Raw genomic sequence first — 25,096 nt, forward strand, 5'->3', positions numbered from 1 at the left:
ATAAGACCACACGGCCTTATTTTTGATGTGAAGAAATGTAAGTAACTGCTTCACCGACTGTTGTAATCTTTTCAGCATCATCATCTGGAATTTCTGAACCAAAGGCATCTTCTAGTTCAAGTACAAATTCAACAAGGTCGATTGAATCAGCATCAAGATCCTTAGTAAAAGATGTTTCTTTAGTAATTGTTGATGGTTCAACTTCGAATTTATCAGTAATTAGTGAAACAATTTTGTCAAAAACTTCTTGTTCTGTCATGGAGTTTCTCCTTATTTTTCAGTACTCATTTTTTCAAAATACTTATTTGCTTTGTTAATTGTATCATTCTGTAGCATATCATTAATTTGCTTAACTGTATAAAAGACTGTCTTAGCATCTGCGGCACCGTGTGCTTTGATTACTGGTGACTTCAATCCAAGTAAGACTGCCCCACCAGCTTGAGATGTATCAAACATCTTCTTTAAACCCTTTAATGACGGCGAAACGATAGCTGCACCCATTTTAGTAAAAATACCATTGTTTAGCAAGGCATCTTTTAACTCGCTTAAAAGAATAGTAGCAGTTCCTTCAGTAGCCTTCAATGCAGCATTACCAGTAAAGCCATCAGTAACGATAACATCAGCTACACCAGCCAAAATATTGTTTGATTCAACATTACCAATAAAGTTAATACCTTCAGTATTCTTTAATAATTGATAAGCCTCTTTGTGTAAGGTATCGCCCTTATCGTATTCAGTACCATTATTTAACAAGGCAATTCTTGGTTTATCAATCTTTTTAACATCACGTGCATAGATTGAACCCATAACGGCCCATTGTTGTAAATAGCTAGGTTTTGCTTCGGCATTAGCACCAACATCAAGAATATTAACACCTAAAGAAGAATTAGTTACTGGTAAAGTTGGCATCAAGGCTGGACGATCAACTTGCTTGATTCTTCCAACAATAAAAATTCCTGCTGCCAACAATGCTCCGGTATTTCCTAGTGAAAATAGCGCATCATTCTCACCATCTTTAACTGACTTAGCAGCCAAAACCATTGAAGCATTCTTTTTAGAACGAATAGCTCTAACTGGTTCATCAGTTCCTAAAATTTCTTCATCCGTGTGAACAATAGAAATTCTTGTAGCATCTTTCAAATATTTCTTGATCTTTTCTTGATCACCATATAAAACGAATTCTAGATTATCCCATTCATCTCGTGCTTGTTCAATACCTTCAACAATTACTTGAGGAGCATTGTCCCCACCCATTGCATCTACAGCTATTTTCATTTTGTTTCCTCACTAATCAAAATTATTTAATTGGTCAAATTCATCATTTATAAATGATTTTAAAACCTTTGTTTCTGGACTATTCATCAGTTTTTCATCTTCAAAGAGACGCTTTGCCTCTTCTTGGGCCACTTCTAGAATATTGATGTCATTAACAGGATTACCAACTTTAAATTCTGGTAAACCTGACTGACGATTACCTAACATATCACCTGCGCCACGCATTTTCAAATCTTCTTCGGCTAGGACAAAACCGTCATTAGTTGAAGTTAGAATTTTCATCCGCTCTAAAGCTGTCTCGTTTTTAGGATCCGCAATCAAGATACAATACGATTGCTTCTCTCCACGACCAACACGACCACGAAGCTGATGCAACTGTGATAAACCAAAACGGTTAGCATCATAGATAACCATCACTGAAGCATTCGGCACATCGACTCCAACTTCAATAACCGTCGTTGAAACTAGAACATCAATTTTTTTATCACTGAAATCATTCATAACTGATTCCTTTTGATCATTGGGCATTTGTCCGTGTAACAGCCCGATCTTGTACTTCTTACCAAAGAGTTCTGTAAATTTATCATAAATCAACTCAGCATTTTTCAAGTCCATCTTCTCTGACTCAGAAATCAACGGAGTGACTACGTACACTTGGGCGCCTGTGGATAACTCTTTGTCGACAAATTGGTACATCTGTTCAATCTTCTGACTTCTGATCCAATAGGTTTCAATCTTTTTACGTCCAGCAGGCAATTGATCGATTCGTGAAACATCCATATCACCATATGTCGTAATTGCCAAGGTTCTTGGTATTGGTGTAGCTGTCATTGCCAAGACATCAGGATTTTCACCCTTTTGACGCATGGCCTTTCGTTGATTAACTCCAAAACGGTGTTGCTCATCAATTACGATTAAGCCCAAATTTTTATAATCAACGCCCTCTTGAATCAAAGCATGGGTTCCCACAATAATATTAGTTTTGCCATCAGCAATATCACTAGTAATAAAATCATGTTCTTTTTTTGTCTGTGACCCCGTCAATAAAGCTGTCCGAATCTTCAATGGTGCTAACAATTTACTAATTTTATCAAAATGTTGTTGAGCCAAAATTTCCGTTGGTGCCATGATGGCAGCTTGGTATCCCGCTGTTACTGAAGCCAGCATAGCAATAACCGAGACAATCGTCTTCCCAGATCCAACATCCCCTTGCAAAAGACGATTCATGTGATGATCTGAATCCATATCACTCAATATTTCTTTGACAACTCGATCTTGTGCTGACGTTAAAGTAAACGGTAAATCTTTAATAAATTTTTCAATAAATGTCTTATCATAACCTTCAATTATTCCGATATTTCTTTGGTTATCATTTAATTTGATGCTCTGCAAACCACATTGGAATAAGAAAAATTCACGAAATTTTGCGCTACGTCTGGCCTCATCACTCTGTTCTGCATCTTTAGGAAAATGAACTCCGGCTACAATCTGTTCATCATCCAACAGTTTATATTTTTCTCGCAAGAATTCTGGCACCACGGTATCAATCTGATCATGATATTTCTCAAAAGCTAATTTTATCAAATTAATCAATGTCTTCTGATGGATATTTTTATTTACTGAATAAACTGAGTCGATCGAATCATCATTATTCACATCAATCACTTTAACACCTGTCAAAGCGCGTCGATTCTGATTCCATTTACCATAAACTGCTACATCGCTACCAGTTTCAAATTTATCTTTTAACCATGGTTGATTAAAGAATGTTACCATAATCGATTCATTTTCAACCAAGAGCCGCACATTCAAACGATTTTTTTTGTAACCAAAGCGGAAGACAACCGGATCACTAGCAACAACACCTTTTAAAAGAATTTTCTCTTGATCCGTGGCTTCATCTAACGACTTGGCTTCCATATCCTCATATCGAAAAGGAAAATAAAATAACAAATCATAGACATTTTCGATTCCTAACGATTGTAAAGATTCTAAGCGTTTAGGACCTACGCCAGGTAATGTTGCCAACGATACTTTCCTAAGATCCATAAATTTCCCCTTTCTCTAACAGAATTAAAAGAGGCATGACAAAACAAACGTTTTATCAGTGCCTCCTTTATTTTTATTCAACCGAAATTAAATATGGATAAACTGGTTGGTCACCTTGGTGAATCTCGGTTTCAAGATCAGCGTACTTATCATCTAAGTAATCAGCGACTTTTTGAGCATCTTCAGTATTTCCATCTTTACCAACCAAAATAGTAATTACTTCACTATCTTCATCGATCATCTTGTCGAGCATCTTTTCAGTACCGGCAATAATATCAGCATCATCAACTAAAATCTTACCGTCAACAATTCCCATATAATGACCCTTGGTAATCTTTAAGCCATCAATCTCAGTATCACGAATAGCTTGAGTAATTTGACCACTCTTAACTGTATCTAAGGAGTCTTCCATGTTTTCTTTGTTATCTTCCAAATCAGATTCAGGATTAAACGATAGCATTGCTGTCATTCCTTGTGAAATCGTCTTTGTAGCAACAATGGCTACCGGAATATCCACTAGATCGACCGCTTGTTTGGCTGCCATAATGATATTTCCATTATTAGGCAAAACAAGTGCACGTTTAGCATTGGATTTATTGATTGCGTCAACAATATCATTTGTTGATGGATTCATTGTTTGTCCACCACTGATAATATTTGTTACACCCAAACTTTCAAATAATTTGGTCAAACCTTCACCTGAAGAAACAGCAATAACAGCATAATCAAGTTGCTTTACTTCTTCCTTAGGTGCTTCAGCATTTTCAAATGGTTCATCTTCCTCAACGATTGTTTCATGTTGAAGTCTCATGTTATCAATTTTGATTTTTGATAAAGAACCAAATTTACGACCAGCTTCCCAAACTTTATAAGGGTAGTTGGTATGAACATGGACTTTAATCACTTCATCATCAGATACACAAATTAGTGAATCACCAATTGTATCTAAATAGCTACGTAATTTTTCATTATCGAATTTTTCGTCAGAAGTAGGATTATCACCTAACTCGACCATCATTTCAGTACAATAACCATTTTCAATATCATCAGTGTTGAATTGACCTTGAGCTGTTTGATGATGACTAGCATTAACCATCTCGCTCATATCTTTTTCATCAGGGACATATTCTTCATCATTGCTTGTTTGACCGCTGAGGCCTTCTAAGAAGCCCTCATAGATGAATACTAGTCCTTGACCACCGGAATCAACCACACCAACTTCCTTCAATACAGGAAGCAATGATGGTGTCTTCTCTAGTCCGACCTTAGCACCCGCAACGACTGCTTGTAGAATTTCGATTGTATCATTAGTACTTTCGACTTTCTTCATAGCTGCTTCAGCACCATATCTGGCAACAGTCAAAATTGTTCCTTCAACTGGTTTCATAACAGCTTTATAGGCTGTCTTTACGCCATCATCGAAAGCCTTAGCTAAATCCATAGCCGTCAAAGAATCTTTATTTTCAATACTCTTTGAGAAACCACGGAAAATCTGTGAAGTAATAACACCGGAATTACCACGTGCACCCATCAAAAGACCCTTTGCAAGAGCTTTGCCGAGCACACCGACATTTTCACTCTCTGATTCATTAACAGCTTTAAAACCACTTTGAATTGTCAAACTCATATTAGTTCCGGTATCGCCATCAGGAACCGGAAAGACATTCAACGAATTTACAAACTTAGCATTTTTTTCAAGTCTGTGCGATGCAACACGCACCATATCTGAAAATTCTTTTTTTGTAATTAATTCTTTGCTCAAAAGTTTCCCCTCCAACCAGCTTTACCTATTCAATATCATCTAGAACTTTAATTCCTTGAACATAGATGTTAACAGTGCCGGCTGGTGTTCCTAGCATTGTTTCTAGGTTATATTTTACTTTTTCTTTTAAATTTCTTGCTACTTCGGATATTTTAATTCCATATCCAACGATTATATAGACATCAACGGCCAGTTTACCATCTTCTTGATGAATAACTATACCTCTAGAAAAATCTTCACGGTTTAAGATTGTATTCATACCATCACGCAATTGATTCTTGCTTGCCATACCTACGATACCGTAGATATCAGAAGCAGCTCCACCAACGATTGTTGCAACAGTATTTGTTGAAATTTCAATTTCACCATGTTTTGTTTTTATTGTAACTGCCATTTCTGGATCCTCCTATTCTTTGGACCTAAGCCATAATAAACATTAAAATTTTATCATAGCAACATTTCGAATTAAAGAAATAAACTATAATAAACTCTATTATTACACAATTAGTCTATTGATTTCATTTCTAGGTTATGGTAAATTAGTCAGGTGATATTTTAAAGAAAAACATGTAGCCAAAGGAGGTCGGTCCCATGGCAAAAGATATTATTACAGGCCGTAAAACAGTGTTCGGTAACAAACGTTCACACGCTCTTAACCAATCAAAACGTTCTTGGAAGCCAAACTTGCAAAAAGTTCGTATCATGGTTGATGGTAAGCCAAAACGTGTATGGGTTTCAGCTAGAGCATTGAAATCAGGAAAAGTTACTCGTGTATAATTATCACTTAATTATTTAAAAAGGACTAGCAATCTATATTGTTGGTCCTTTTTATTTTACTCTATTATAATAAATTTCTAAAATTCTTTTCTAAAGGGGGCCTATTAAAAATGAGTAAATTTATCATTGGCGATCAAGAAAATAAAGATGATCAATTGGCTCAAGCTATTGTGAACGCTAAGGACGGCGATGTAATTGAATTGCAACCTGGTACCTACTTTACAAGTGAGAGCCCCTTTATTTGTACAGTCAGACAAAATTTAACTTTTATCGGTAAATCTTCTAACAAAGATAATATTAAATTAAATTGTAGTTTTACCATTGGTGCTAAGAATATTATTATTTTTAAAAACTTAACCATTACTTTCCCTGCTGATGGTGAAAATACTTTATCTGCTTACGACGGTGCTGAAGTTTATACGGATAATGTCTGTATAAATCGTGAAACTTCTGATAATTGGGATACGATTTATGGTCAAAATGCTAGTTTCTCATTCAAAAACTCACAAATTTTGACTGGTATGAAGACAAAAGCAATTGGCCTATCACTCGATAATAGCCAAATTTTCGCTGACAATACTTCAATTCAATTTTTATTCCAAAGAAAATCAAAAGCATATTTGAGAAACTCAATCGTTACTCACGAATTTAAATTACGTCAACATTCAGAAACTTATTTCCGCAATTTAACTATGGTTTCGTACGTAGTTCCTCATAAAAATGACTTAACTGTCCATAGCGGATCTAAATTTCAAGGTCAAGATTTAGTTTTTACCAGCAATAAACCAAAGTTGCGAATCTTTAAAGGCGACTTTGAAGTTAATAATACTAACCCTGAGCCTGATCAATTGCATTTTAAATTTGATAACTCTTCTAAAGTATCAGTTGACGACAAAAAGCCATTCAATGAAGATCACCAAAACATTAAAAAAAAATAAATAAACATCTATGACTGAAAAAGTGATACGTAATTTGTATCATTTTTCTGACATAGATGTTTTTTATTGTAATTGATCCAAGCTATTGGCAAGATCTGCAATTAAATCCTTAGGATCCTCAATACCAACGGACAATCTGACTAATTGATGTGTTATACCCGCTTTTAATTGCTCCTCAGGCGATAATTCTGCATGTGTCATCTTATATGGCAATTCAATTAAACTCTCAACAGCGCCTAAACTAACGGCTAATTGAATCAATTTAGTCCCCTCAACGAATTTAGTAGAGTCCAAACCATCTTTCAATTCAAAAGAAACAATTCCACCAAAACCGTCTGCCTCGGCCTGAGCTATTTCGTGATCCTCACTACCTGCAATTCCTGGATAATAAATTTTAGCAATTTCTGAACGACTTTGTAAAAATTCAACAATCTTCTGAGCATTACTCAAATGACGATCCATTCTAACAGCTAAAGTTTGAATTCCTCGACGAACTAAATTGGAATCCTCTGGAGAAAGTGTCGAACCAATTGCATTCTGATTAAAATAAATTCTTTCTGCAATTTTGGCATTTTTTGCCACAACCATACCAGCAATAACATCTGAATGACCACTCAAATATTTAGTAGCTGAATGAATTACAATATCAGCCCCTAAATCTAATGGCCTTTGTAAGTATGGTGATAAGAACGTATTATCGACAATCGTTAAAAGATGGTGTCTCTTAGCAACTTCAGCCGTCTTCTTAACACTTGTTACATGTAATAACGGATTAGTAAAACTTTCAAAATAAATTGCTTTAGTATTTGACTTAATTGCGGCTTCAATTTCCTCAGGATTTTGAGTATCAACGGCAGTAAACTCTAAATTCCAACGCTTGAAAAATTCATTAATAATTCTAAAAGTCCCGCCATAGATTTCTTTGCCAATAATTAAATGATCCCCTGGTTTAAAAATTGCTAAAACTGCATGAATGGCAGCTGAACCCGAAGAAAAGGCAAACCCTCGATAACCATCTTCTAATTCTGCAACTTGCTGTTCTAAATAATTTCTGGTTGGATTTCCAGAACGAGCATAATCATATTTAACTTTAGCATCAACTGATGGATAAATATAAGTCGATGAATTGTAAACAGGTACATTAACAGCCCCTGTATTGTTATCTTTTTGTGGTGTTCCGTGAACTAATTTCGTATCAAATTCTGTCATAATTCCCCTCCAACATTTGATTTAGTCAGTGCAAAACAAGCCCTATCGTATCACTTCTAAGAAAATCTTTTAACTATAAATACTTTTATTATCAAAATATTTATTAAACTATAACAAAAGAGCAGACACTTACTAACAATAAGTGTCTGCTCTTTTGTTTAATCTTTACTTTGAATAATGGCAACGATGCCACTTTCAAAACCAAAATCAATGGTTTCATTCAAGAATTCATTGCTTGCCCAGCTAACCGGATGTCCGGCATTAAAATCTTTCAGCTTATATTTAGCATCATAGATATTTAAATGCGTTACAGGTCCTAAATTAACAAAGGCTATGTATTTCATTCCGTTCTCATGATAAATTTTGTAGCGGCCTGGTTTACAGAATCTGATCGTATTCGTAGCTGACTTGTAATACAACTTATCGTAAAAATCCAAAAATCTTGGATCGAATGGTAAAAACAAGTTAACTAAGAAATGATCAATTCGACCACCAGTTGCTCCATAAACATAATATTCTTGAGCATTATACTTCTCCCTAGCCGCTAAAAGACATAGCTCTGAATCCGTATCATCTTTTTCTGGTGGGAACTTTTTGAAATCAGCAATATTGTCTTTTAACAAGCGTTGTTCTTTCTTGTTAATCGAATCAAAATCACCAATGGCAATATCAGGAATAATGCCTTGTTCTAACAAATATAGACTACCGCGATCCGCTCCAACCCAAGGTCCAGGAATTCCTTTAATGCTCTTACTTAACTCATCTGGATACTCAGACTTGGGACCACCTAAAAGAATGTTTACTCGTTTCATTGTTTAGCATTCACTGCTAACGACTTCAAATTATCAACACGATCCTTGATGTCCTCATGACCATAAAGGTATGAGCCAGCAACAAAAATGTCGGCACCAGCATGGGCACATTGAGCAATAGTCTCATTATTGATCCCACCGTCAACTTCGATTAGAAAATCATCATCGGCAGCTGTTTGGCGTAGTTGATCCAAACGTTGAATCTTCTTAGTCATACCAGGAATGAATTTTTGACCACCAAACCCGGGGTTAACTGTCATAACCAAAATTTGATCAATAACTGGGAAAAGCTCTTTAACTGTTTCCAAAGGTGTTCCTGGATTAACAACTACTCCAGCTTTAACACCCAAGCTCTTAATCAAGTCAATTGAACGATAAATGTGTTGTGTACTTTCAGCATGAACCAGAATAGTATCAGCACCAGCATCAACGATTGGTTTGATATAAGCATCAGGATTATCGATCATCAAATGAACATCTAATGGCTTATCGGTTACTCTACGCATCCCTTCAACCACACTAGGGCTAAAGGACATATTAGGTACGAAGTGACCATCCATAATATCAATGTGGAACACATCTGCTCCAGCTTGTTCAGCTACTTTCACATCTCGTTCTAGATTCATAATATCTGCAGACAAAATTGAAGGTGCAATCTTTACTGTCATTTAAATCAACTCCTCAATATCTTTTTTTGTATGAATTAATTTCATTTAAAAAATACAGATAATTGTCATAACGACTCTGCATTATGTTACCTTCTGCCAACTCTTCCTTAACTTTACAGTTTGGTTCATTGACATGACGACAACCTCTGAATTGGCATTCAGGACTATATTCCAAGAACTCTGGGAATAAAGTAGGCAATTCTTCTGGAGCAATATTCATCAGATCAATTGATGAAAATCCAGGTGTATCAGCTACTAAACCATCAGCAATATCAAATAACGATACTTGTCTAGTTGTATGTTTTCCACGATTCAAAGTCTGAGAAATGGCAGCTGTTGCCAAACCTAATTCAGTATCGATATGATTCAGCAAAGTCGACTTACCAGCACCGGATTGGCCGGTAAAGACAGTCACCTTTCCAGCAAAAGTTGCCTCTAATTTAGCAACTTGTTGGTCATTGTAACTATCACGATCATCAAAAACCAAATAACCTGCTTGATGATAACCTTCCAAGGTTTTCTTTAGTGTTTGATACTGTTCATCACTTAAAAGATCCGATTTCGTCAAATAAATTACTGGTTCAATATCGTTATGTTCAATATTAACTAGAATTTTATCCAATAAGTTGCTTGAAAAATTTGGTTCTGCTGCTGAAGTAACCACAATAGCTTGGTCAATATTAGCTATTGGTGGTCGAACCAAACTATTTTCACGTGGCAAGATTTCCAGAATATAACCTAGATCACCTGTTGCATCAAAAGTTACTTTATCACCAACTAAAGGCTTGATCTTACGTTTACGAAAATTACCCCGTGCTCTAGTTCGAATTATCTCTTTACTTTCATCGTCAAAAACATCATAAAAACCACTGATTGATTTTATGATTCTTCCTGTTTTTTCCATAAATCACCTATTTAACTGAACCACCTAGAACGGTCTTGTTATCTCGTTCAACTACGTATGATCCAGTTTGTCCATCCTTTAAATTAAAACTCAATGTTACGGGAGTATCTTGTGTAATTGTCATTGTCTTATAGACTGTCCCAATACTGTGTGTGGCATCAGAAATATAAATTGTCACACTATTATTTCCGCCATTATCGTAAGGAATCGTAATATCCTTAGTTACAGTACTTGTTGACGATGAACTACTATCATTATCACTGTCACTACTGTCACTGTCATCCTTATCTGTACTTGTTGACTTATCAGGGTCTTTCCCTTTAGAGATAACAACTGCCAATGTACCACCTTGATTAATTGTACTATTAGCGGCTGGATTTTGACTAATCAAAAGACCGCTTTCAACATCATCTGAATACTGATAAGAAGTATTTAAACTCAGTCCGGTTTCACTGGCATAATCTTGAATGCTCTTCAAATTATATCCATCAAGATCACGTACTTTAACCATCTTAGGTTTAACCGTCTTAATTTTAGCTAAAGTCAAAGTTAAAGATTTATTCTTTGTAACAACTTTTTTACCTTTAGGAATGCTTTGCTTTAAAATCGTTCCAGCCACATATTCGTTTGTAGCCTTGTATTCAATCTTAACCTTGAAGCCTCGTTTCTTCAGATTATCAGAAACGTCTTCATACTGTTTACCCACCAATTTTGGCATCTTGTAGTACGTAGCTCCCAGGCTAACGACCAAATTGACTTGTGCGCCATTCTTCAATTTCAAACCCTTAGCTGGGATTGATTTGATGACATGCCCTGCTTCAACATCGTCATCATTTTCCCTAGATAGATCTCCAACTTGGAGATTAGAGCTCTTTAACATGACATTTGCCTGCTTAACGGTCAAATTATACAAATCTGGCACCGTTGTTTCTTGATTACTCTTGATGACCATTGCAATGATAAACAAAATCAAAATCAATGGAACAAGTGATGCTAACAAGATTATTTTTCTTTTTTTACTTAATTTTTTTGTCTGGTGTTTAGGGACCGGTGCATCGTCAGCAGTGTCATTCAAAGGTTCCATCACACGTGTTTCTTCTAAATTATTAATTGGGGTCGGTATAAATTTTGGTTCATCAGCACGTTCAGGCATCAAACAAGTATTCAGATCATCGCACATTTCTCTAACAGATTGATAACGTTGATCTGGATCCTTTGCTGTAGCTTTCAAAACGGCGTTCTCCAGTGGTTGCGGAATATCAGGGTCAATCTTACGTAAATCCGGCATATCTTCTTTAGAATGCTTCAGAGCGACCGTTACCGCTGTATCTCCTGTGAAGGGAACATGTTTAGTCAATAACTCGAACAAAATGATCCCTAAAGCGTAAATATCCGACAAAACTGTAGCTGAACGACCTTTTATCTGTTCCGGCGACATGTAATGTACTGAACCCAAGAGTGAATTAGTTCTGGTAATCGAACGTTCACTTAAAGCTAAGGCTATTCCAAAATCAGAAACTTTAACTTGTATTGGGTCCTTAGATTCATCAACCAAAATATTTTCTGGTTTTAAATCACGATGAATAATTCCATGTTCATGTGCATCTGAAACAGCCATACAGATCTGTTTCATAATATCGACAACTTCATGATAAGGAATTGGGAAATGTGTTCTTATATACTTCTTAAGATTCGGACCATCAACATACTCTATAACAATATATTGAACGCCCTTGTCATTTCCGACATCTAGGACATTTACGATATTAGGATTGGAGAGTCCACTAGTTGCTTTAGCTTCACGAGCAAATCTTCTTTTGACAGATTCATCATCTTGAAGATCATATCTCAAAGCTTTTACGGCAACCTTTCGATTTAAAAGCGTGTCATTAGCCAAATAAACATTGGCCATTCCACCTTCGCCAAGTGTACCTAGAATCTCATAACGACCATCTACTAGGTAACCCTTCTCCATTTAATGCTTACCTCCGTCTTCATTTGTAGAAAAGAGCAAGGCGGTAATGTTATCTCTTCCCCCGGCGGTATTAGCTTTATCAATTAAAAGATGACACTTAGCCTCTAAGCTTAATTCTTGAGCCAAAATATCCCTAATTTCATTCTCAGGAACCATATTAGTTAATCCATCTGTACACAACAAAATAATTGAATCAGGTACTAGATCAAAATCTTTCACCCGTGGTTGAACAGTCTGCGAAACACCCAAAGTTTGAGTAATGATGTTCTTCTGTGGATGATTCTCAGCCTCTTCAGGACTAATTTGACCAGTTTCTAACAATTCATGAACTAGTGAGTGATCTACACTCAATTGTTTTAATTCATCATTTGTATAAATATAACATCGTGAATCACCAACATTGACGACCATCATTTTCTTATCAATAAAGAAAACACCAACCATAGTTGTTCCCATACCATTCAAATCATCAAATTGATTAGAAACGGAAACAATTCGATCATTTTCCTTACTTAATTCCCTAATGATCCATTCACGTAATTCAGTAATATTATCGACTTCGGACTCTTCAAAATTATGTCCCAAATGTGAGACTGCCATATCTGAAGCGACATCACCGCCACGGTGTCCGCCCATACCATCAGCTACGATGCCAAAAACAATATTTTTTTTATTCTTGAAAACATTGACGTAATCTTGATTATTTTCTCTGAGTTTTCCAACATCAGTTAATAACGCATACTTCATTAGTCTCAACCTTACCTCTTTAGTTTTTTCTAACAAACGCTGCTATAAAGAATCCATCTGTGAAGTAATCACTTGGGAAGATTTTTAACATTCCATGAGTCATTGATCCATCCAAAGCGGGATCATGTTTAACTGGAATTAAATCAAAGTTCAAATGTTTATCGAGGAATTTCTTTACGACTAGTTCATTTTCTTCATCATCAAAAGTACAAGTACTGAAAACTAATTTCCCGTTAACTTCTAGTAAATCTACCATGCTATCGAGAATTTCTAATTGAACACGTTGCAAGTTATTTAAATCTTCTTCTTTACGGAAGTATCTTAACTCTGGTTTTCTACGGATCAAGCCAAGTCCAGAACATGGGGCATCAACTAAAATACGATCAAATTTAGTATTCAAAACATCCTTAGCTTTACGAGCATCAACTGCTCCAGTGCTGATAAGGTCGCCATAACCCATTCTTTCACCATTTTCACGAACTAATTTAGTCTTGTGTTTGTGAATATCTAAGGCAAAGACTTCCCCGTCTTTTAAGTAACTAGCAATATGAGTTGTTTTACCACCAGGAGCTGAACAAGCATCTAATACTTTACTGTCAGGTTGAACATCAAGTGCTGGAGCAACCAACATTGAACTTTCATCTTGGATAGTATACAAGCCATCACGGAATTCTTGTGTGTTAACTAAATTACCACTCTTACAGATTAAACCAACTGAAGAAATCTTGCTGGGATGAACATCGAAGCCTTGTTTATCCAAAGCTTCCTGCAAATCCTTAACCGTTGTCTTATTAGTATTCACACGAATAGAAACGTGTGATGGTTGATTAATTGAACTGAGGATTTCCTTAGTCTTATCAAGTCCTTGTTGATCAATGAAGAGGTCAACTAACCAACGAGGAATGCTGTTACGTAAACTCAAATCATAGACAGAATTACTCTTAGGCAATTCCTTATAACCATGTCGTTGATAATTTCTTAAAACCGCATTAACCAAATTACCGGCCCCACGACCAGCTTTTTGTTTAGCAATCTCGGTTGATTCGTTTAAAACAGCATGATCAGGAATTTTATCTAAAAAGTGCAATTGATACACGGCACTCATCAATAAAAGATCTAGCCACAATTCAACTTTTTTATCTTGCAAATATGGCTTCAATTCATATTCCAAAACATATTTATTTTGAATAACACCATAAACAATATTGGTCATTAAACGACTGTCAGCATCTGACATATCAGAATCTTTCAATAAATTACTGATTTCAATATTTGAGTATGCTTTATTTTGGAAAACTTTTGTTAAAGCAATTACTGCTAATTCACGTGGATTATTTTTCATCTATTACTTGTTGTCCTTTTTCTAGATCTTTGCCCAAACCATTCATATAGTTGGCAATATCCATAATTTTTTTACCGGCTGGTTGAATCTTTTTGATTGAAACGCCTTGTCCATCACCAGCAACAATAACCAAGCGTTTTTTACCTAAGTCATAAACACTACCTACAGGTAAATCAGAATTGATTTCTTCAACTTCTGTCTTATAAAGCTTAGTTCTTTGACCGTTAAGCATCATCCAAGCACCTGGATCGGGACTCAATGCTCTAATTTGATTAAAAACAGTCTCAGCTGGCTGTGTGAAGTCAATGTGTTCTTGTTCTTTAGAAATATTTGGTGAGAAAACTACCTTATCAGGGTCTTGTTGAATAGGTTGAATGTCGCCACTCAAAATCTTAGGAATAGTATCAAGCAATAACTCACGACCAACAATAGCTAATTTTTCAAACAAACTACCGTTATCATCGTCTCTTTCAATTGGTAACTTCTCTTGGCTGATGATATCACCAGCATCCATTCCTTTAACCATATACATGATGGTAATTCCTGTCTCTTTATCGCCATTAAGCAATGACCATTGAATTGGGGCACCACCACGATACTTAGGTAACAAGGAGCCATGTACATTAATAGCCGCTACTTTAGCTGAATTCAAGAAAGAAGTTGGTAAAAATTGACCATAAGCTGCTGTGATTATCAAATCAGCTTGCAATGCTTTTAATTCTTCAACTTCTGGACTTCCTGGTAACTTAGCTGGTTGATAGAGCTTAATATTCTCTTCTTCAGCAATTAACTTTACTGGGCTCTTTTGCAACTTTTGCTTACGACCAACTGGCTTATCCGGTTGAGTCACTGCAGCAATTACATCATAGCCTTCTTTTAGAAGTCCCTTTAAAACTGTTGCAGAAAATTCTGGTGTTCCTAAAAATATAACTTTTGTCATTCAATCACCTTTAATCTATATGTTGTGGTTCATTATCAATCGCAATCGTAAAACCCTTTTTTGCATCTGCCTGAGTCTCGTTTAAAATTTCTAATAATTTTTGATGCAATTGAGGTTCATGTTTATATTTTACAATAATTTGATAATAATATTTGTTTTGTTTACGTGAAATCATCGTTGGACTAGGTCCTAATAAGATAGCATCCTTTGATAACGACGTTTCTAGCTGTTTTTTGAGCCAATAACTTTGTTTTAAAGTTTGTCCTTCATCTTTGTTCGCGACACTGATTAGAGTCGTAAAGTAATATGGCGTGTAGTTAGATTGATGTCTGATGTACATCTCTTGTTTAAAGAAAGTTTCATAATCCTGCTCAGCTGCATCTTTAATTGCATAATGATCTGGATTAAAAGTTTGAATCACGACATGACCAGTTTTATCGGCTCGACCTGCACGACCACTAACTTGGGTTAATAATTGGAAAGTTCGTTCACTAGCCCTAAAATCAGCCAAGCTCAATGTTGTATCAGCATTGATTACCCCAACTAAAGTGACATCGGGAAAATCTAATCCTTTGGCAATCATCTGTGTTCCCAGTAATATATCAGCCTGATGTTGGCCAAATTTTTGCAAAATCTTGGCGTGTGAACCCTTACGACGTGTGGTATCAACATCCATTCTTAAAACACGTGCTTCGGGAAATAGTGTATTTAATTGTTGTTCAATATTTTGGGTTCCAGTTCCATAGAAGCCGATTTTCTTACTTTTACAATTAGGGCAATATTTTGGTACAGGTTCTTCATGTCCGCAATAATGACATTTCATCTTACCTAGATCTTTATGATATGTCAGTGAAACATCACAATTAGGACATTTCAAAACAAATCCACACTCCCGACACATCATGAAAGAGGAATAACCCCGACGATTCAATAGCACAATTGCTTGTTCATGTCTTTGAAGAGTCGTCTGTAAGCTTTCTTTTAAGGCTGGTGAAAAATCACCTTTAGTTGCGGAATTTTCCGCATCCCTCATATCCACAATTTGTACATGAGGTAAATTTTGATTATTAATTCGTTTTTTCATCCGAATCAGTCTATATACACCTTTTTCAGCCCGTGCACGTGATTCTAACGATGGAGTTGCACTTCCTAAAACAACTGGGCAATGATTCATTTGTGCCCGCCACAAAGCCACATCACGAGCATTATAACGAGGATTATCATCCTGTTTATAACTGGCTTCGTGTTCCTCATCAATAATGATTAAACCAATTTTATTTAACGGTGCAAAGACGGCACTTCTAGCTCCAACAACCACTTTAACATCATGATTTTCAATTCGAGTCCACTCGTCATATCGCTCACCACTCGATAAGCCACTATGTAACACAGCGACTTGATTACCAAAACGTCCAACCACTCGATTGACCATTTGTGGCGTCAAAGAAATTTCTGGTACAAGCATCAAAGCTGTTTTATTCTGTTGCAAAGCTTTCTCAATTGTCTGTAAATAAACTTCGGTCTTACCACTACCCGTGACACCTTCAACTAAAAAAGTTTGTGGCGTTTCGCTTTGAATAGCATCACCGATTTCAGACACTGCGACTTGTTGTTCTTCTGTTAATTTGAGTTTGGTTGTCTTTTCAGGATCTATTCCAACTGGTTTACGTAACTTAGTGACCTCAGTTATTTGTAATAATTGATTCTTTTCAGCTGTCTTAATAGCTGAACGAGAAATTCCAAATTCTTTTTGCAAAACATTCAACTCGACTGGCAGTTCTTCCAAATGATGTGCCAAAAAATCTAATAATTTGATCTGTGATTTAGCATTAGCACGTAATTTACTTTTAGCCTCATGTAATTGAATAACATTTAGACTTGTCGTCACTGCTTGACGTTTAATCTGTAGTGCCTGATTCTCAACAACATATTGAATATCAATCTTATTATTTTGACGTAATTTATTAATTAATCTAATTGTGGCATCATCTAGTTGGTTAGTAATTTCCAATGTTTCCTTACCATCTAAGAGTGTCTGAACCTCTGTATCCTCTTTATCTAAGGGAATAACATATTGCTTATACTTTGCTCTCATGACACTAGGAAGCATTGTTTGTAGACATGAAATTTGAAATGAGTATGTTCGATCGGCCAACCAGTATGATAATTGCAACATCTCATCTGATAAAACCGGCTTCAAATCAATCACTCTTGAAATGGGTTTTAATTTACCTTGAAAGTCACTTGTTGCCTTGACCTGCATAACAAAACCTTGAATTTTTCTTTTTCCACGACCAAAAGGTACTTCAACTCGCATTCCTGGTACAACAACTTCTGCCAAAGAATCAGGTATCAAATATTCAAATGGTCGATTAGTTTGCATAGTAGGTACATCCACAATTATCTCTGCTACTGCCATAAAAACCACCCAATAAATAGATTTTTAAAAAGATTTTTTAAATAAAAAAGCCTCCACTAATTCAACAATCAGTGAAGGAATGGTTTATTTGTCTTCTTCTTTTTTCTCTTCTTCAATCTTTTCAGCTTCTTTTTCAAGAAGAATTGAATTAGGATCAATTTCGATTTTGTCGTCAGCAATCTCTTCAAGTGCACGGCCAACAGTTCTTGGTGATTCATATTTGTTCAATAATTCAATATCACCATTCTCTAATTGGTGAGCACGCTTTGCGGCTAGAACTGCCAATGAGTATCGAGAATCAACTCGATCTAAAAGTTTATCAATTGATGGATAAATAATCATATTATCAATCTCCTATTATCTTTTTGTATTTATCAATTACGCGTGGCACTCTTAAGTGTTCGGCTCTAATTATACCTTCAATTTTTTCGACTGCATTAGGTATTTTATCATTTACGACGGCATAGTCATAGCTTGTCATCATTTCAATTTCCCTTTTAGCCTGAACCATACGTTTGTCAATTGTCTTCTCATCATCTGTACCACGATGAGTAATACGATCTCGTAAACTAGTTAAATCAGGTGGTGTAAGGAAGATAAAGACACCATCAGGCATCTTTTCACGAACCTGCATTGCACCATTCACTTCAATTTCCAACAAGACATCAATCCCAGCATCTAGCTTTTGATTAACGTACTTTAATGGTGTTCCATAGTAATGATCGACATACTTAGCATATTCAAGCATGCCACCATTGTTTATTTCTTCTTCAAATTCTTCATTTGTTCGGAAATAGTAATCGACTCCATCGACCTCTCCAGGACGCATTTGACGAGTAGTCATCGAAACAGAATAATCAAATTTGATTGATGAATTCTTAAGCATAGCTTTTCTAACAGTTCCTTTACCTACTCCAGATGGACCTGATAAAACGATTAACATTCCCCTTGTTGACATAATTAAGTTATCCCTACTATCTATATAATATGGTATCTATCATGCAATAAAATCATTCAATTTTCAAGGTTTTCCGACTTGTCAATATAAAAATTTCCAAAGAAATAAAAAAATAGAGTTGCTCTTTCGAACAAAGGTTCGTATAATAAAGACACAAACAAGTGTTCGGGGGTTTAAAAATGCAAGCAAAACAAGCATACAATCATTTCACTACAAATCTAATCAACCATACCGCTAATTTTATTAATAATAACTTTGATTTTAATATTGAAAGTAATCAGAATCTTCAAATTAAACAAATGCCTTTTATGCAAATAGAACTTTTCGCAGAACAGAGTTTTCAAAGACATTATTCTGTCGTTATTACAATGTTAAACGATGAACAGTTCCAAGGCAAATTTATTTCACAAGTTAATAAAAATAAATATGTATTTAAGATGAATTCAACCTTCTTTAAAATTGCAACGCTCGATCAAATCAAGTCAATCAACCTAGTCTAATCTTTGTTGCTCTCCTTGAGCCAATTCCAACAACTCTTGAGCATGCTTCCTAGTCAAATCAGTTACCTTAGTCCCAGCCAACATTAAAGAAATAGCTTCAATCCTTTGGAGATCGTTAAGTATAGAAACTTTTGTTTCTGTTTTATCCTTAACGGTCTCTTTTTTGATTTCAAATTGAATATCACTCATAGCTGCAACTTGTGGCAAGTGCGTAATACAGAGAACTTGCAAAAATTGTGAAACCTTATAAATTTTATCACCAATGGCCTGTGCAACTCGACCACTGACACCTGTATCAATTTCATCAAAAACAATTGTCTCTACATTCATTTTTTCAGCAATAATAGCTTCAAAAGCTAAAATAACACGAGATAATTCACCACCTGAAGCAACCTTAACCAGCGGTTTATAATCTTCACCGATATTTGTTTTCAAGTTGAATTGAATTTGATCAATTCCTTTAGGTGATAAATTATCATCATCCAATGATTTAAAAGCAACACCAAATTTAGCATTGGGCATATATAAATCTTTTAATTGACGATTGATTGATTTTTCCAAAGCTGTGGCAGTTTTGTGACGTTGCTTAGATAAATCCTTACCTAAATTAAGTAACTTGGTTTGATACTGAGTAATTTCATCTGCCAATTTGGCTTCAGTATCATCATCAATATCAATCTTAGACAATTCATCATGAGCACTCTTACCAAACTCAATAACTTCATCTAAGGTAGGACCATACTTCTTTTTTAAATTATCTAAAGTAATCAAACGTTTTTGAATTTCATCCAAACGATTCTCATCAAAATCAAGATTCTCCAACTGATCAGCAATCATGGCAGCATTGTCCTGTAATTGATAATAGGCTCCGTTGATAGAATCATAGAGTTCCTTATAAGAAGAATCATAGTCCATGATTTCCTCTAAATTATCACGTACATTTCCTAAAGTATCCACGACACCAACATTATTCTCAGATAAGCCTCGATAACTATCTTGAAGAGATGAACTGATTTTTTCAAAGTTAGATAATTGATTTTTCTCATCTTCTAACTTATCATCTTCACCTGCTTGTAATTGAGCACTATCAATATCCTCAATTTGAAACTTAAGCATATCAATTCTTTGCACTAAATTTTGAGAATTTTTTTGAATAGTTCTTAATCGACTACGTTTGGCTTGATATTCTTCAAATAGTTGAGCATATTTCACTAAATCACCTTGAAAGTCGTCATCGGCAAATCGATCCAAAATGTTGATGTGATTATCTTCATCTAATAGCTCTTGTTGTTGATTTTGACCGTGAATCTCAACTAAAAATTTACCAACTTGTCGTAAAACATTTGTTTTCACCAATTCATTGTTGATACGACAAACATTCCGTCCCTTACGGTTGATCTCTCGTTTAATAATAATTTGATTATCATCATGAGCAATTCCATATTCAGCCAGAATAGCAAAAATAGGACTACTTGCTTTTACCTCAAATAGTCCTTGCACATTTAATTGCTCTTGTCCCGTTCTAATAAAATCAATTGACGATCTACTTCCAACTAATAAACCTAAAGCATCAATAATAATTGACTTACCAGCTCCGGTTTCACCAGTTAAAGCAGTCATCCCACTTTTAAAATCAATCTGTAGCTTATTAATAATCGCAAAGTTATTGATTATTAGTTTTTTTAGCATTATCTCACCTATTTATTAAGATTTGCGTAAGCTGCTTCCATCGTATTCTCAACAGAAACATTATCTAAAATTTCACCAGGTTGTTCTTCTTGAGGCTTTTGAATGTGCATCAAGAATTCAATATTACCTTCTCCACCCTTGATAGGTGAATAATCTAAACCAGAAACAATGAATCCAGCCTCTTTAGCAAAATTAGTAATCTTCTCTAAGACCATCTTATGAACTTTGTGATCACGGACAATCCCATGCTTACCAACATTTTCGGGACCAGCTTCAAATTGTGGTTTGATTAAGCAAACTGCATCTGAACCTGGCAAAATGATGTTAAACATTGGTGGCAAAATTAATTCCAGAGAAATAAAGGAAACATCTGTCATTGCAAAACTAGGTAAACCTTCATGAAAATCTTCTGGCTTACTATAGCGGAAATTAACTCGCTCCATAACAACTACACGTTCATCTTTTCTCAGTTTCCAAGCCAATTGATTGTAACCAACATCTAGCGCGTAAACCTTTTGTGCGCCATTTTGTAAAGCTACGTCTGTGAAGCCACCTGTTGATGAACCGATATCCAAACAGATCCGATCGGTCAAATCAATGTCAAAAGACTTCAAAGCTTTTTCAAGCTTGTAGCCACCACGACTGACATATTTGCTATGAGCATTCTTAGCTAGATGGAAAACAGTATCTGGATCAACTTTTTCCCCCGGCTTATCAAAGCGCAAATTGTCTTGATTATAAACTTCCCCAGCCATAACCGAGCGTTTAGCTTGTTCTCTGGATTCAAATAAATTTTGTTCAACTAATAAAACATCAATTCTTTTTTTTGCCAATATGTGTCACCTATTCTTTGAAATAATCTAAGAAGCTTACCAATAAATTCTTGTCAAACTCGTTTTCTTTTAAAACTGCATTCAAAGCATCTTTAACTAAGTCTTTCAACTTAGCTTCTGTTGCTTCTTTGCCAATCAAATTAGGGAAAGTATTCTTATTACTATCCTCACCATCGTCAGCATCATTCAAATCATCTTTCAACTGAAAAGCCAAACCGATATCATTCGCATATTGAACTAAATTCTTCGATAGCTCATGACCGGCACAAAAGGCTCCAGTTGTTACAGCTGCAGTAATTAGATCAGCTGTTTTTTCTCTGTGTAGAGTTGTTAATTCATCTTCAGTTAAAATCTTACTTTCCATGGTGATATCAGTCATTTGACCAGCTACCATTCCCATAGGACCAGCATTATGAGCCAAAATTCTTACAGCAGCCATACGCTTATCGGTACTTAAACTTGATTTAGCAATCCAATAGAAGGCTTGCGTTAACAAACCATCCCCGGCCAAAACGGCAGGACCTACACCAAATTGCTTATGATTCGACAATTTACCACGACGGTAATCACTATCATCCATTTCAGGCAAATCATCATGAATCAACGAATAAGTATGTACTAATTCAATTGCACCAGCAATATCGTAAAATTGTGAAAGCTTGTCTAACTTGATACCGCTAGAATAAGCAACTGCCAAAAAAAGCATTGGACGAACCCTTTTACCACCGGCATCTAACGAATAAAGCATGGCATCTCTTAAAGTAGTTTGTTTTATTTCAGACTTTAATTTGTCATCTAAAAATTTATTAAAATCCGGCAAGACTTGATCGCAAAAATCAGAGAATTCTTTTATTTCCATAATTATTTTTGATCCTTATCTTGATCTTGTTTGATATTAATTTCCTCGCCATCTTTTGTCATGACTTTGGTTACAGTTTCTTCAGCATCACTCAAAGTTTTTTCAAGTTCCTTACTTAAAGTAACACCTGTCTTGAATTTTTCCATTGCCTCTTCTAGAGGAACGTTTCCTGCCTCAAGATTAGTTACAATTGCTTCTAAATCAGCAAGATTTTCTTCAAATGATTTTTTCTTTTCAGCCATTTCCGTCCTCGCTTACTTCTTTGGTTATTAACTTGACGTTACCATTTTTAACTTTTAGGTCAACCTCTTGATCCACTTGATAATCAGTCACATTTTTTAATACTTTACCTGATTTACTAGTAGGAATGGCATAACCACGGCTCAAAGTCTTCAGTGGACTCAACGAATCCAATGTAGCAACCTCACTATTAAATACATTACGGTTTTTATTGATAATTTTATTCACATTATTAATCAAAATTTGATACAACCGATTAACCTGATTGGCGTAACTATAGATTTGATCTCTAGGTGATGCTTGTACCAATCGATTAGCATATTGAATCAATTCTGTTTTTGACCTGCTCAATGAATTAGAGAAATTCTGATGTAATTTATCCTGCAGATAATCAACTTTTTGTAAATACACTTCGTAGATTCGCTCTGGATGTTGCAAAAAGACATTCTGAGACAAAGAATCAACCTTATCCTTGTAATTACCTATAATCTTAGTTTGTGCATTATACAGTCTTGTATTGAGATCTTGCAGATGCAATAAGACATCCCTCAACACAGGTGTGGCCAATTCAGCCGCAGCTGTTGGTGTAGCCGCTCTTAAATCAGCAACTAGATCAGCGATAGTTGTATCAGTTTCATGACCAACTGAACTAATCACAGGAATCTTACTTTGAACAATGGCTTGTGCAACCACTTCCTCATTGAATGGCCATAGATCTTCAATCGATCCACCACCACGCCCAATGATGATAGTGTCGTAGTTGCCATTTTCATTGATTCGTTTCAGTTGCTTAACAATCGTCGGAGCAGCTTCTTGACCTTGAACTTGAGCTGGATACAAAACTATTTGCACAATTGGGTACCTTCGAGCAACGGTTGTCATAATATCATGAATAACCGCACCTGATTGACTGGTTACCACTGCTATTCGTTTAGGAAATTGTGGTATAGGCTTTTTAGGTAAATCAAAGACACCTTGTGCCGCTAGCTTTTTCTTCAATTGCTCAAAAGCTAAGTACAAAGCTCCTAATCCATCGGGTTCCATCGATTCAACATAAATCTGATAAGAACCACTAGGTTCATAAAGTGAAATTCGACCTTTGACAAGAACTTTCATTCCTTCTTCTGGTTGAAATTTAACTTTACTAAAATTTGATTTAAACATGATAGCTGAAATCTTGGCTTTATCATCTTTCAAAGAAAAATATTGATGAGCATTGGGACGTATTCTAAAGTTAGAAATTTCTCCCATCAAATAGACGTGTCCCAAATAAGGGTCCACGTCAAATTTTCTTTTCAGATATTGAGTTAAAGCTGTTACAGTTAAATATTGCTCATTATCCATTTGCCCTGCCTTCGGCTAATTCAATCACTTGATCTACTAATGCAGTAATTGTCATTGGGCCAACCCCACCAGGTACTGGTGTGATCATTGAAACGTGATCTTTAACATCGTCAAAATCAACGTCCCCACAAAGCTTGCCATTCTCATCGCGGTCCATTCCGACATCGATAACAATTGCTTGGTCTTTGACATAATCTTTTTTAATAAATTTAGCTTGTCCAATGGCAACTACTAGCACATCAGCCTTACTTGTTATTTCTTTTAGGTTCTTAGTATGTGAATGCGTGATCGTTACAGTGGCATTACGATCCAACATCAAAGCAGCAGTAGGTTTACCCACAATATTGCTACGTCCAACGATAACAACATCTTTACCATCAAGGTCAACATTGTAATAGTCTAACATCATTAAAATACCGGAAGCTGTGGCTGGTTTTGTTAGTGGTGTACCAATCCATAAGTTTCCAACACTAATTGGTGTAAAACCATCAACATCCTTAGCTGGACTGATAGCTTCAATAACTTTATCTTCATCGATATGATCTGGAACTGGTAATTGAACGATAAATCCATCAATAGCTGGATCATTATTTAATTCATCAATTTTATTTAGCAACTCTTGTTCCGTAACGGTGGCATCGAAATGGATGAGTTGAAAATCAATTCCTAATTTTTCAGCACGACGTTTCTTATTACGAACATAAACTGCACTGGCACTGTTGTCACCAACTAAGATAACAGCTAGACCAGGAGTTACACCCTTTTCTTTCAAAACTTGAACACGCTTTATCATTGTTTCATCTAATGCTGTTGCTACTTTTTTACCTTCTAATAAATTCACACTAATCACCATAAA

25 protein-coding genes are annotated in these 25,096 nt (G+C 35.6%); 3 read left to right on the plus strand and 22 right to left on the minus strand.

Translation table 11 applies throughout. The annotated features are described in order from the left end of the window. Positions 1-16 precede the first annotated feature (16 nt). From acpP to ATN92_RS13565, 5 genes are all read right to left on the minus strand, one after another. Positions 17-259: an acyl carrier protein gene (gene acpP / locus ATN92_RS13545; protein ID WP_025085698.1), complete on the minus strand. Its 243-nt coding sequence runs from the start codon at positions 257-259 to the stop codon at positions 17-19. 11 nt (positions 260-270) lie between these two features. After that, on the minus strand, positions 271-1,275 hold the full coding sequence (plsX, locus tag ATN92_RS13550; protein WP_056951295.1) for a phosphate acyltransferase PlsX: 1,005 nt from the start codon (positions 1,273-1,275) through the stop codon (positions 271-273). A gap of 12 nt (positions 1,276-1,287) precedes the next feature. Next, positions 1,288-3,324, minus strand: coding sequence for an ATP-dependent DNA helicase RecG (recG, locus tag ATN92_RS13555; protein WP_056951297.1), 2,037 nt, complete (start codon positions 3,322-3,324; stop codon positions 1,288-1,290). A gap of 73 nt (positions 3,325-3,397) precedes the next feature. Beyond that, positions 3,398-5,086, minus strand: a complete 1,689-nt coding sequence (locus ATN92_RS13560; RefSeq protein ID WP_087721298.1) for a DAK2 domain-containing protein — start codon at positions 5,084-5,086, stop codon at positions 3,398-3,400. Between the two features lie 25 nt (positions 5,087-5,111). After that, positions 5,112-5,480, minus strand: coding sequence for an Asp23/Gls24 family envelope stress response protein (locus ATN92_RS13565; protein WP_025085695.1), 369 nt, complete (start codon positions 5,478-5,480; stop codon positions 5,112-5,114). A gap of 197 nt (positions 5,481-5,677) precedes the next feature. On the opposite strand from ATN92_RS13565, the gene rpmB reads away from it, so the two are divergent. Together rpmB and ATN92_RS13575 are read left to right on the plus strand one after the other, a co-directional pair. Beyond that, the gene (rpmB, locus tag ATN92_RS13570; protein WP_010019437.1) at positions 5,678-5,863 is read left to right on the plus strand and encodes a 50S ribosomal protein L28; all 186 of its coding nucleotides are present in this window, start codon (positions 5,678-5,680) and stop codon (positions 5,861-5,863) included. 110 nt (positions 5,864-5,973) lie between these two features. Continuing rightward, a complete protein-coding gene (locus tag ATN92_RS13575) occupies positions 5,974-6,801 on the plus strand; it encodes a polysaccharide lyase domain-containing protein (RefSeq protein WP_056951299.1) in 828 nt (275 codons plus the stop codon). Between the two features lie 63 nt (positions 6,802-6,864). On the opposite strand, the gene ATN92_RS13580 is transcribed toward ATN92_RS13575, so the two are convergent. The 11 genes from ATN92_RS13580 to gmk all read right to left on the minus strand — a co-directional run bounded on the left by ATN92_RS13580 (position 6,865) and on the right by gmk (position 18,775). Further along, complete coding sequence (locus tag ATN92_RS13580; protein WP_056951301.1) at positions 6,865-8,010, minus strand: trans-sulfuration enzyme family protein; 1,146 nt, start codon at positions 8,008-8,010, stop codon at positions 6,865-6,867. Between the two features lie 158 nt (positions 8,011-8,168). After that, positions 8,169-8,822 carry a thiamine diphosphokinase gene (locus ATN92_RS13585; protein WP_056951303.1) on the minus strand — a complete coding sequence of 218 codons (654 nt, stop codon included), beginning with the start codon at positions 8,820-8,822 and terminating at the stop codon, positions 8,169-8,171. Further along, entirely contained in the window at positions 8,819-9,490 is a 672-nt protein-coding gene (rpe, locus tag ATN92_RS13590; protein WP_056951305.1) for a ribulose-phosphate 3-epimerase, read from the minus strand. Before rpe ends, ATN92_RS13585 begins: the two co-directional genes overlap by 4 nt. A gap of 13 nt (positions 9,491-9,503) precedes the next feature. Continuing rightward, complete coding sequence (gene rsgA, locus ATN92_RS13595; protein WP_056951307.1) at positions 9,504-10,394, minus strand: ribosome small subunit-dependent GTPase A; 891 nt, start codon at positions 10,392-10,394, stop codon at positions 9,504-9,506. A 7-nt stretch (positions 10,395-10,401) separates the two neighbouring features. Next, a complete protein-coding gene (gene pknB, locus ATN92_RS13600) occupies positions 10,402-12,369 on the minus strand; it encodes a Stk1 family PASTA domain-containing Ser/Thr kinase (protein WP_056951309.1) in 1,968 nt (655 codons plus the stop codon). Next, positions 12,370-13,116 carry a Stp1/IreP family PP2C-type Ser/Thr phosphatase gene (locus tag ATN92_RS13605; RefSeq protein ID WP_056951311.1) on the minus strand — a complete coding sequence of 249 codons (747 nt, stop codon included), beginning with the start codon at positions 13,114-13,116 and terminating at the stop codon, positions 12,370-12,372. Between the two features lie 19 nt (positions 13,117-13,135). Then, the gene (rsmB, locus tag ATN92_RS13610) at positions 13,136-14,458 is read right to left on the minus strand and encodes a 16S rRNA (cytosine(967)-C(5))-methyltransferase RsmB (protein ID WP_056951313.1); all 1,323 of its coding nucleotides are present in this window, start codon (positions 14,456-14,458) and stop codon (positions 13,136-13,138) included. After that, positions 14,448-15,398, minus strand: coding sequence for a methionyl-tRNA formyltransferase (gene fmt, locus ATN92_RS13615; RefSeq protein WP_056951315.1), 951 nt, complete (start codon positions 15,396-15,398; stop codon positions 14,448-14,450). The genes rsmB and fmt overlap by 11 nt, the downstream gene beginning before the upstream one ends. A gap of 10 nt (positions 15,399-15,408) precedes the next feature. Then, positions 15,409-17,817: a primosomal protein N' gene (priA, locus tag ATN92_RS13620; RefSeq protein ID WP_056951317.1), complete on the minus strand. Its 2,409-nt coding sequence runs from the start codon at positions 17,815-17,817 to the stop codon at positions 15,409-15,411. Between the two features lie 84 nt (positions 17,818-17,901). After that, on the minus strand, positions 17,902-18,159 hold the full coding sequence (gene rpoZ, locus ATN92_RS13625) for a DNA-directed RNA polymerase subunit omega (RefSeq protein ID WP_025085468.1): 258 nt from the start codon (positions 18,157-18,159) through the stop codon (positions 17,902-17,904). A 4-nt stretch (positions 18,160-18,163) separates the two neighbouring features. Next, positions 18,164-18,775 carry a guanylate kinase gene (gmk, locus tag ATN92_RS13630; protein WP_056951319.1) on the minus strand — a complete coding sequence of 204 codons (612 nt, stop codon included), beginning with the start codon at positions 18,773-18,775 and terminating at the stop codon, positions 18,164-18,166. Positions 18,776-18,954: 179 nt separating this feature from the next. Between gmk and ATN92_RS13635 the strand changes: the two genes are divergently transcribed. Next, positions 18,955-19,275, plus strand: a complete 321-nt coding sequence (locus tag ATN92_RS13635) for a hypothetical protein (RefSeq protein ID WP_056951321.1) — start codon at positions 18,955-18,957, stop codon at positions 19,273-19,275. On the opposite strand, the gene recN is transcribed toward ATN92_RS13635, so the two are convergent. From recN to ATN92_RS13665, 6 genes are read right to left on the minus strand one after another with little or no spacing between them, the layout of a single operon-like run. Next, positions 19,267-20,964, minus strand: a complete 1,698-nt coding sequence (gene recN / locus ATN92_RS13640; protein ID WP_056951324.1) for a DNA repair protein RecN — start codon at positions 20,962-20,964, stop codon at positions 19,267-19,269. The genes ATN92_RS13635 and recN overlap by 9 nt on opposite strands. 8 nt (positions 20,965-20,972) lie before the next feature. After that, entirely contained in the window at positions 20,973-21,797 is an 825-nt protein-coding gene (locus ATN92_RS13645; protein ID WP_056951326.1) for a TlyA family RNA methyltransferase, read from the minus strand. A gap of 10 nt (positions 21,798-21,807) precedes the next feature. Continuing rightward, positions 21,808-22,656, minus strand: a complete 849-nt coding sequence (locus tag ATN92_RS13650) for a polyprenyl synthetase family protein (RefSeq protein ID WP_056951328.1) — start codon at positions 22,654-22,656, stop codon at positions 21,808-21,810. A gap of 2 nt (positions 22,657-22,658) precedes the next feature. Then, positions 22,659-22,898 (minus strand): exodeoxyribonuclease VII small subunit, encoded by a 240-nt coding sequence (locus ATN92_RS13655; protein WP_025085473.1) that lies wholly within the window; start codon positions 22,896-22,898, stop codon positions 22,659-22,661. Further along, positions 22,891-24,240, minus strand: coding sequence for an exodeoxyribonuclease VII large subunit (gene xseA, locus ATN92_RS13660; protein ID WP_056951330.1), 1,350 nt, complete (start codon positions 24,238-24,240; stop codon positions 22,891-22,893). The genes ATN92_RS13655 and xseA overlap by 8 nt, the downstream gene beginning before the upstream one ends. Beyond that, complete coding sequence (locus ATN92_RS13665) at positions 24,233-25,081, minus strand: bifunctional 5,10-methylenetetrahydrofolate dehydrogenase/5,10-methenyltetrahydrofolate cyclohydrolase (protein ID WP_056951511.1); 849 nt, start codon at positions 25,079-25,081, stop codon at positions 24,233-24,235. Before ATN92_RS13665 ends, xseA begins: the two co-directional genes overlap by 8 nt. Positions 25,082-25,096: the final 15 nt, after the last annotated feature.

The sequence above is a fragment of the Companilactobacillus bobalius genome (assembly GCF_009764355.1).

Excerpts from the sequence above, each read along its gene's own strand:
- acpP (WP_025085698.1), bottom strand. The coding sequence starts at position 259 with ATGACAGAACAAGAAGTTTTTGACAAAATTGTTTCACTAATTACTGAT.
- plsX (WP_056951295.1), bottom strand. The coding sequence starts at position 1,275 with ATGAAAATAGCTGTAGATGCAATGGGTGGGGACAATGCTCCTCAAGTA.
- recG (WP_056951297.1), bottom strand. The coding sequence starts at position 3,324 with ATGGATCTTAGGAAAGTATCGTTGGCAACATTACCTGGCGTAGGTCCT.
- ATN92_RS13565 (WP_025085695.1), bottom strand. The coding sequence starts at position 5,480 with ATGGCAGTTACAATAAAAACAAAACATGGTGAAATTGAAATTTCAACA.
- rpmB (WP_010019437.1), top strand. The coding sequence starts at position 5,678 with ATGGCAAAAGATATTATTACAGGCCGTAAAACAGTGTTCGGTAACAAA.
- ATN92_RS13575 (WP_056951299.1), top strand. The coding sequence starts at position 5,974 with ATGAGTAAATTTATCATTGGCGATCAAGAAAATAAAGATGATCAATTG.
- ATN92_RS13580 (WP_056951301.1), bottom strand. The coding sequence starts at position 8,010 with ATGACAGAATTTGATACGAAATTAGTTCACGGAACACCACAAAAAGAT.
- ATN92_RS13585 (WP_056951303.1), bottom strand. The coding sequence starts at position 8,822 with ATGAAACGAGTAAACATTCTTTTAGGTGGTCCCAAGTCTGAGTATCCA.
- rpe (WP_056951305.1), bottom strand. The coding sequence starts at position 9,490 with ATGACAGTAAAGATTGCACCTTCAATTTTGTCTGCAGATATTATGAAT.
- rsgA (WP_056951307.1), bottom strand. The coding sequence starts at position 10,394 with ATGGAAAAAACAGGAAGAATCATAAAATCAATCAGTGGTTTTTATGAT.
- pknB (WP_056951309.1), bottom strand. The coding sequence starts at position 12,369 with ATGGAGAAGGGTTACCTAGTAGATGGTCGTTATGAGATTCTAGGTACA.
- ATN92_RS13605 (WP_056951311.1), bottom strand. The coding sequence starts at position 13,116 with ATGAAGTATGCGTTATTAACTGATGTTGGAAAACTCAGAGAAAATAAT.
- rsmB (WP_056951313.1), bottom strand. The coding sequence starts at position 14,458 with ATGAAAAATAATCCACGTGAATTAGCAGTAATTGCTTTAACAAAAGTT.
- fmt (WP_056951315.1), bottom strand. The coding sequence starts at position 15,398 with ATGACAAAAGTTATATTTTTAGGAACACCAGAATTTTCTGCAACAGTT.
- priA (WP_056951317.1), bottom strand. The coding sequence starts at position 17,817 with ATGGCAGTAGCAGAGATAATTGTGGATGTACCTACTATGCAAACTAAT.
- rpoZ (WP_025085468.1), bottom strand. The coding sequence starts at position 18,159 with ATGATTATTTATCCATCAATTGATAAACTTTTAGATCGAGTTGATTCT.
- gmk (WP_056951319.1), bottom strand. The coding sequence starts at position 18,775 with ATGTCAACAAGGGGAATGTTAATCGTTTTATCAGGTCCATCTGGAGTA.
- ATN92_RS13635 (WP_056951321.1), top strand. The coding sequence starts at position 18,955 with ATGCAAGCAAAACAAGCATACAATCATTTCACTACAAATCTAATCAAC.
- recN (WP_056951324.1), bottom strand. The coding sequence starts at position 20,964 with ATGCTAAAAAAACTAATAATCAATAACTTTGCGATTATTAATAAGCTA.
- ATN92_RS13650 (WP_056951328.1), bottom strand. The coding sequence starts at position 22,656 with ATGGAAATAAAAGAATTCTCTGATTTTTGCGATCAAGTCTTGCCGGAT.
- ATN92_RS13655 (WP_025085473.1), bottom strand. The coding sequence starts at position 22,898 with ATGGCTGAAAAGAAAAAATCATTTGAAGAAAATCTTGCTGATTTAGAA.
- xseA (WP_056951330.1), bottom strand. The coding sequence starts at position 24,240 with ATGGATAATGAGCAATATTTAACTGTAACAGCTTTAACTCAATATCTG.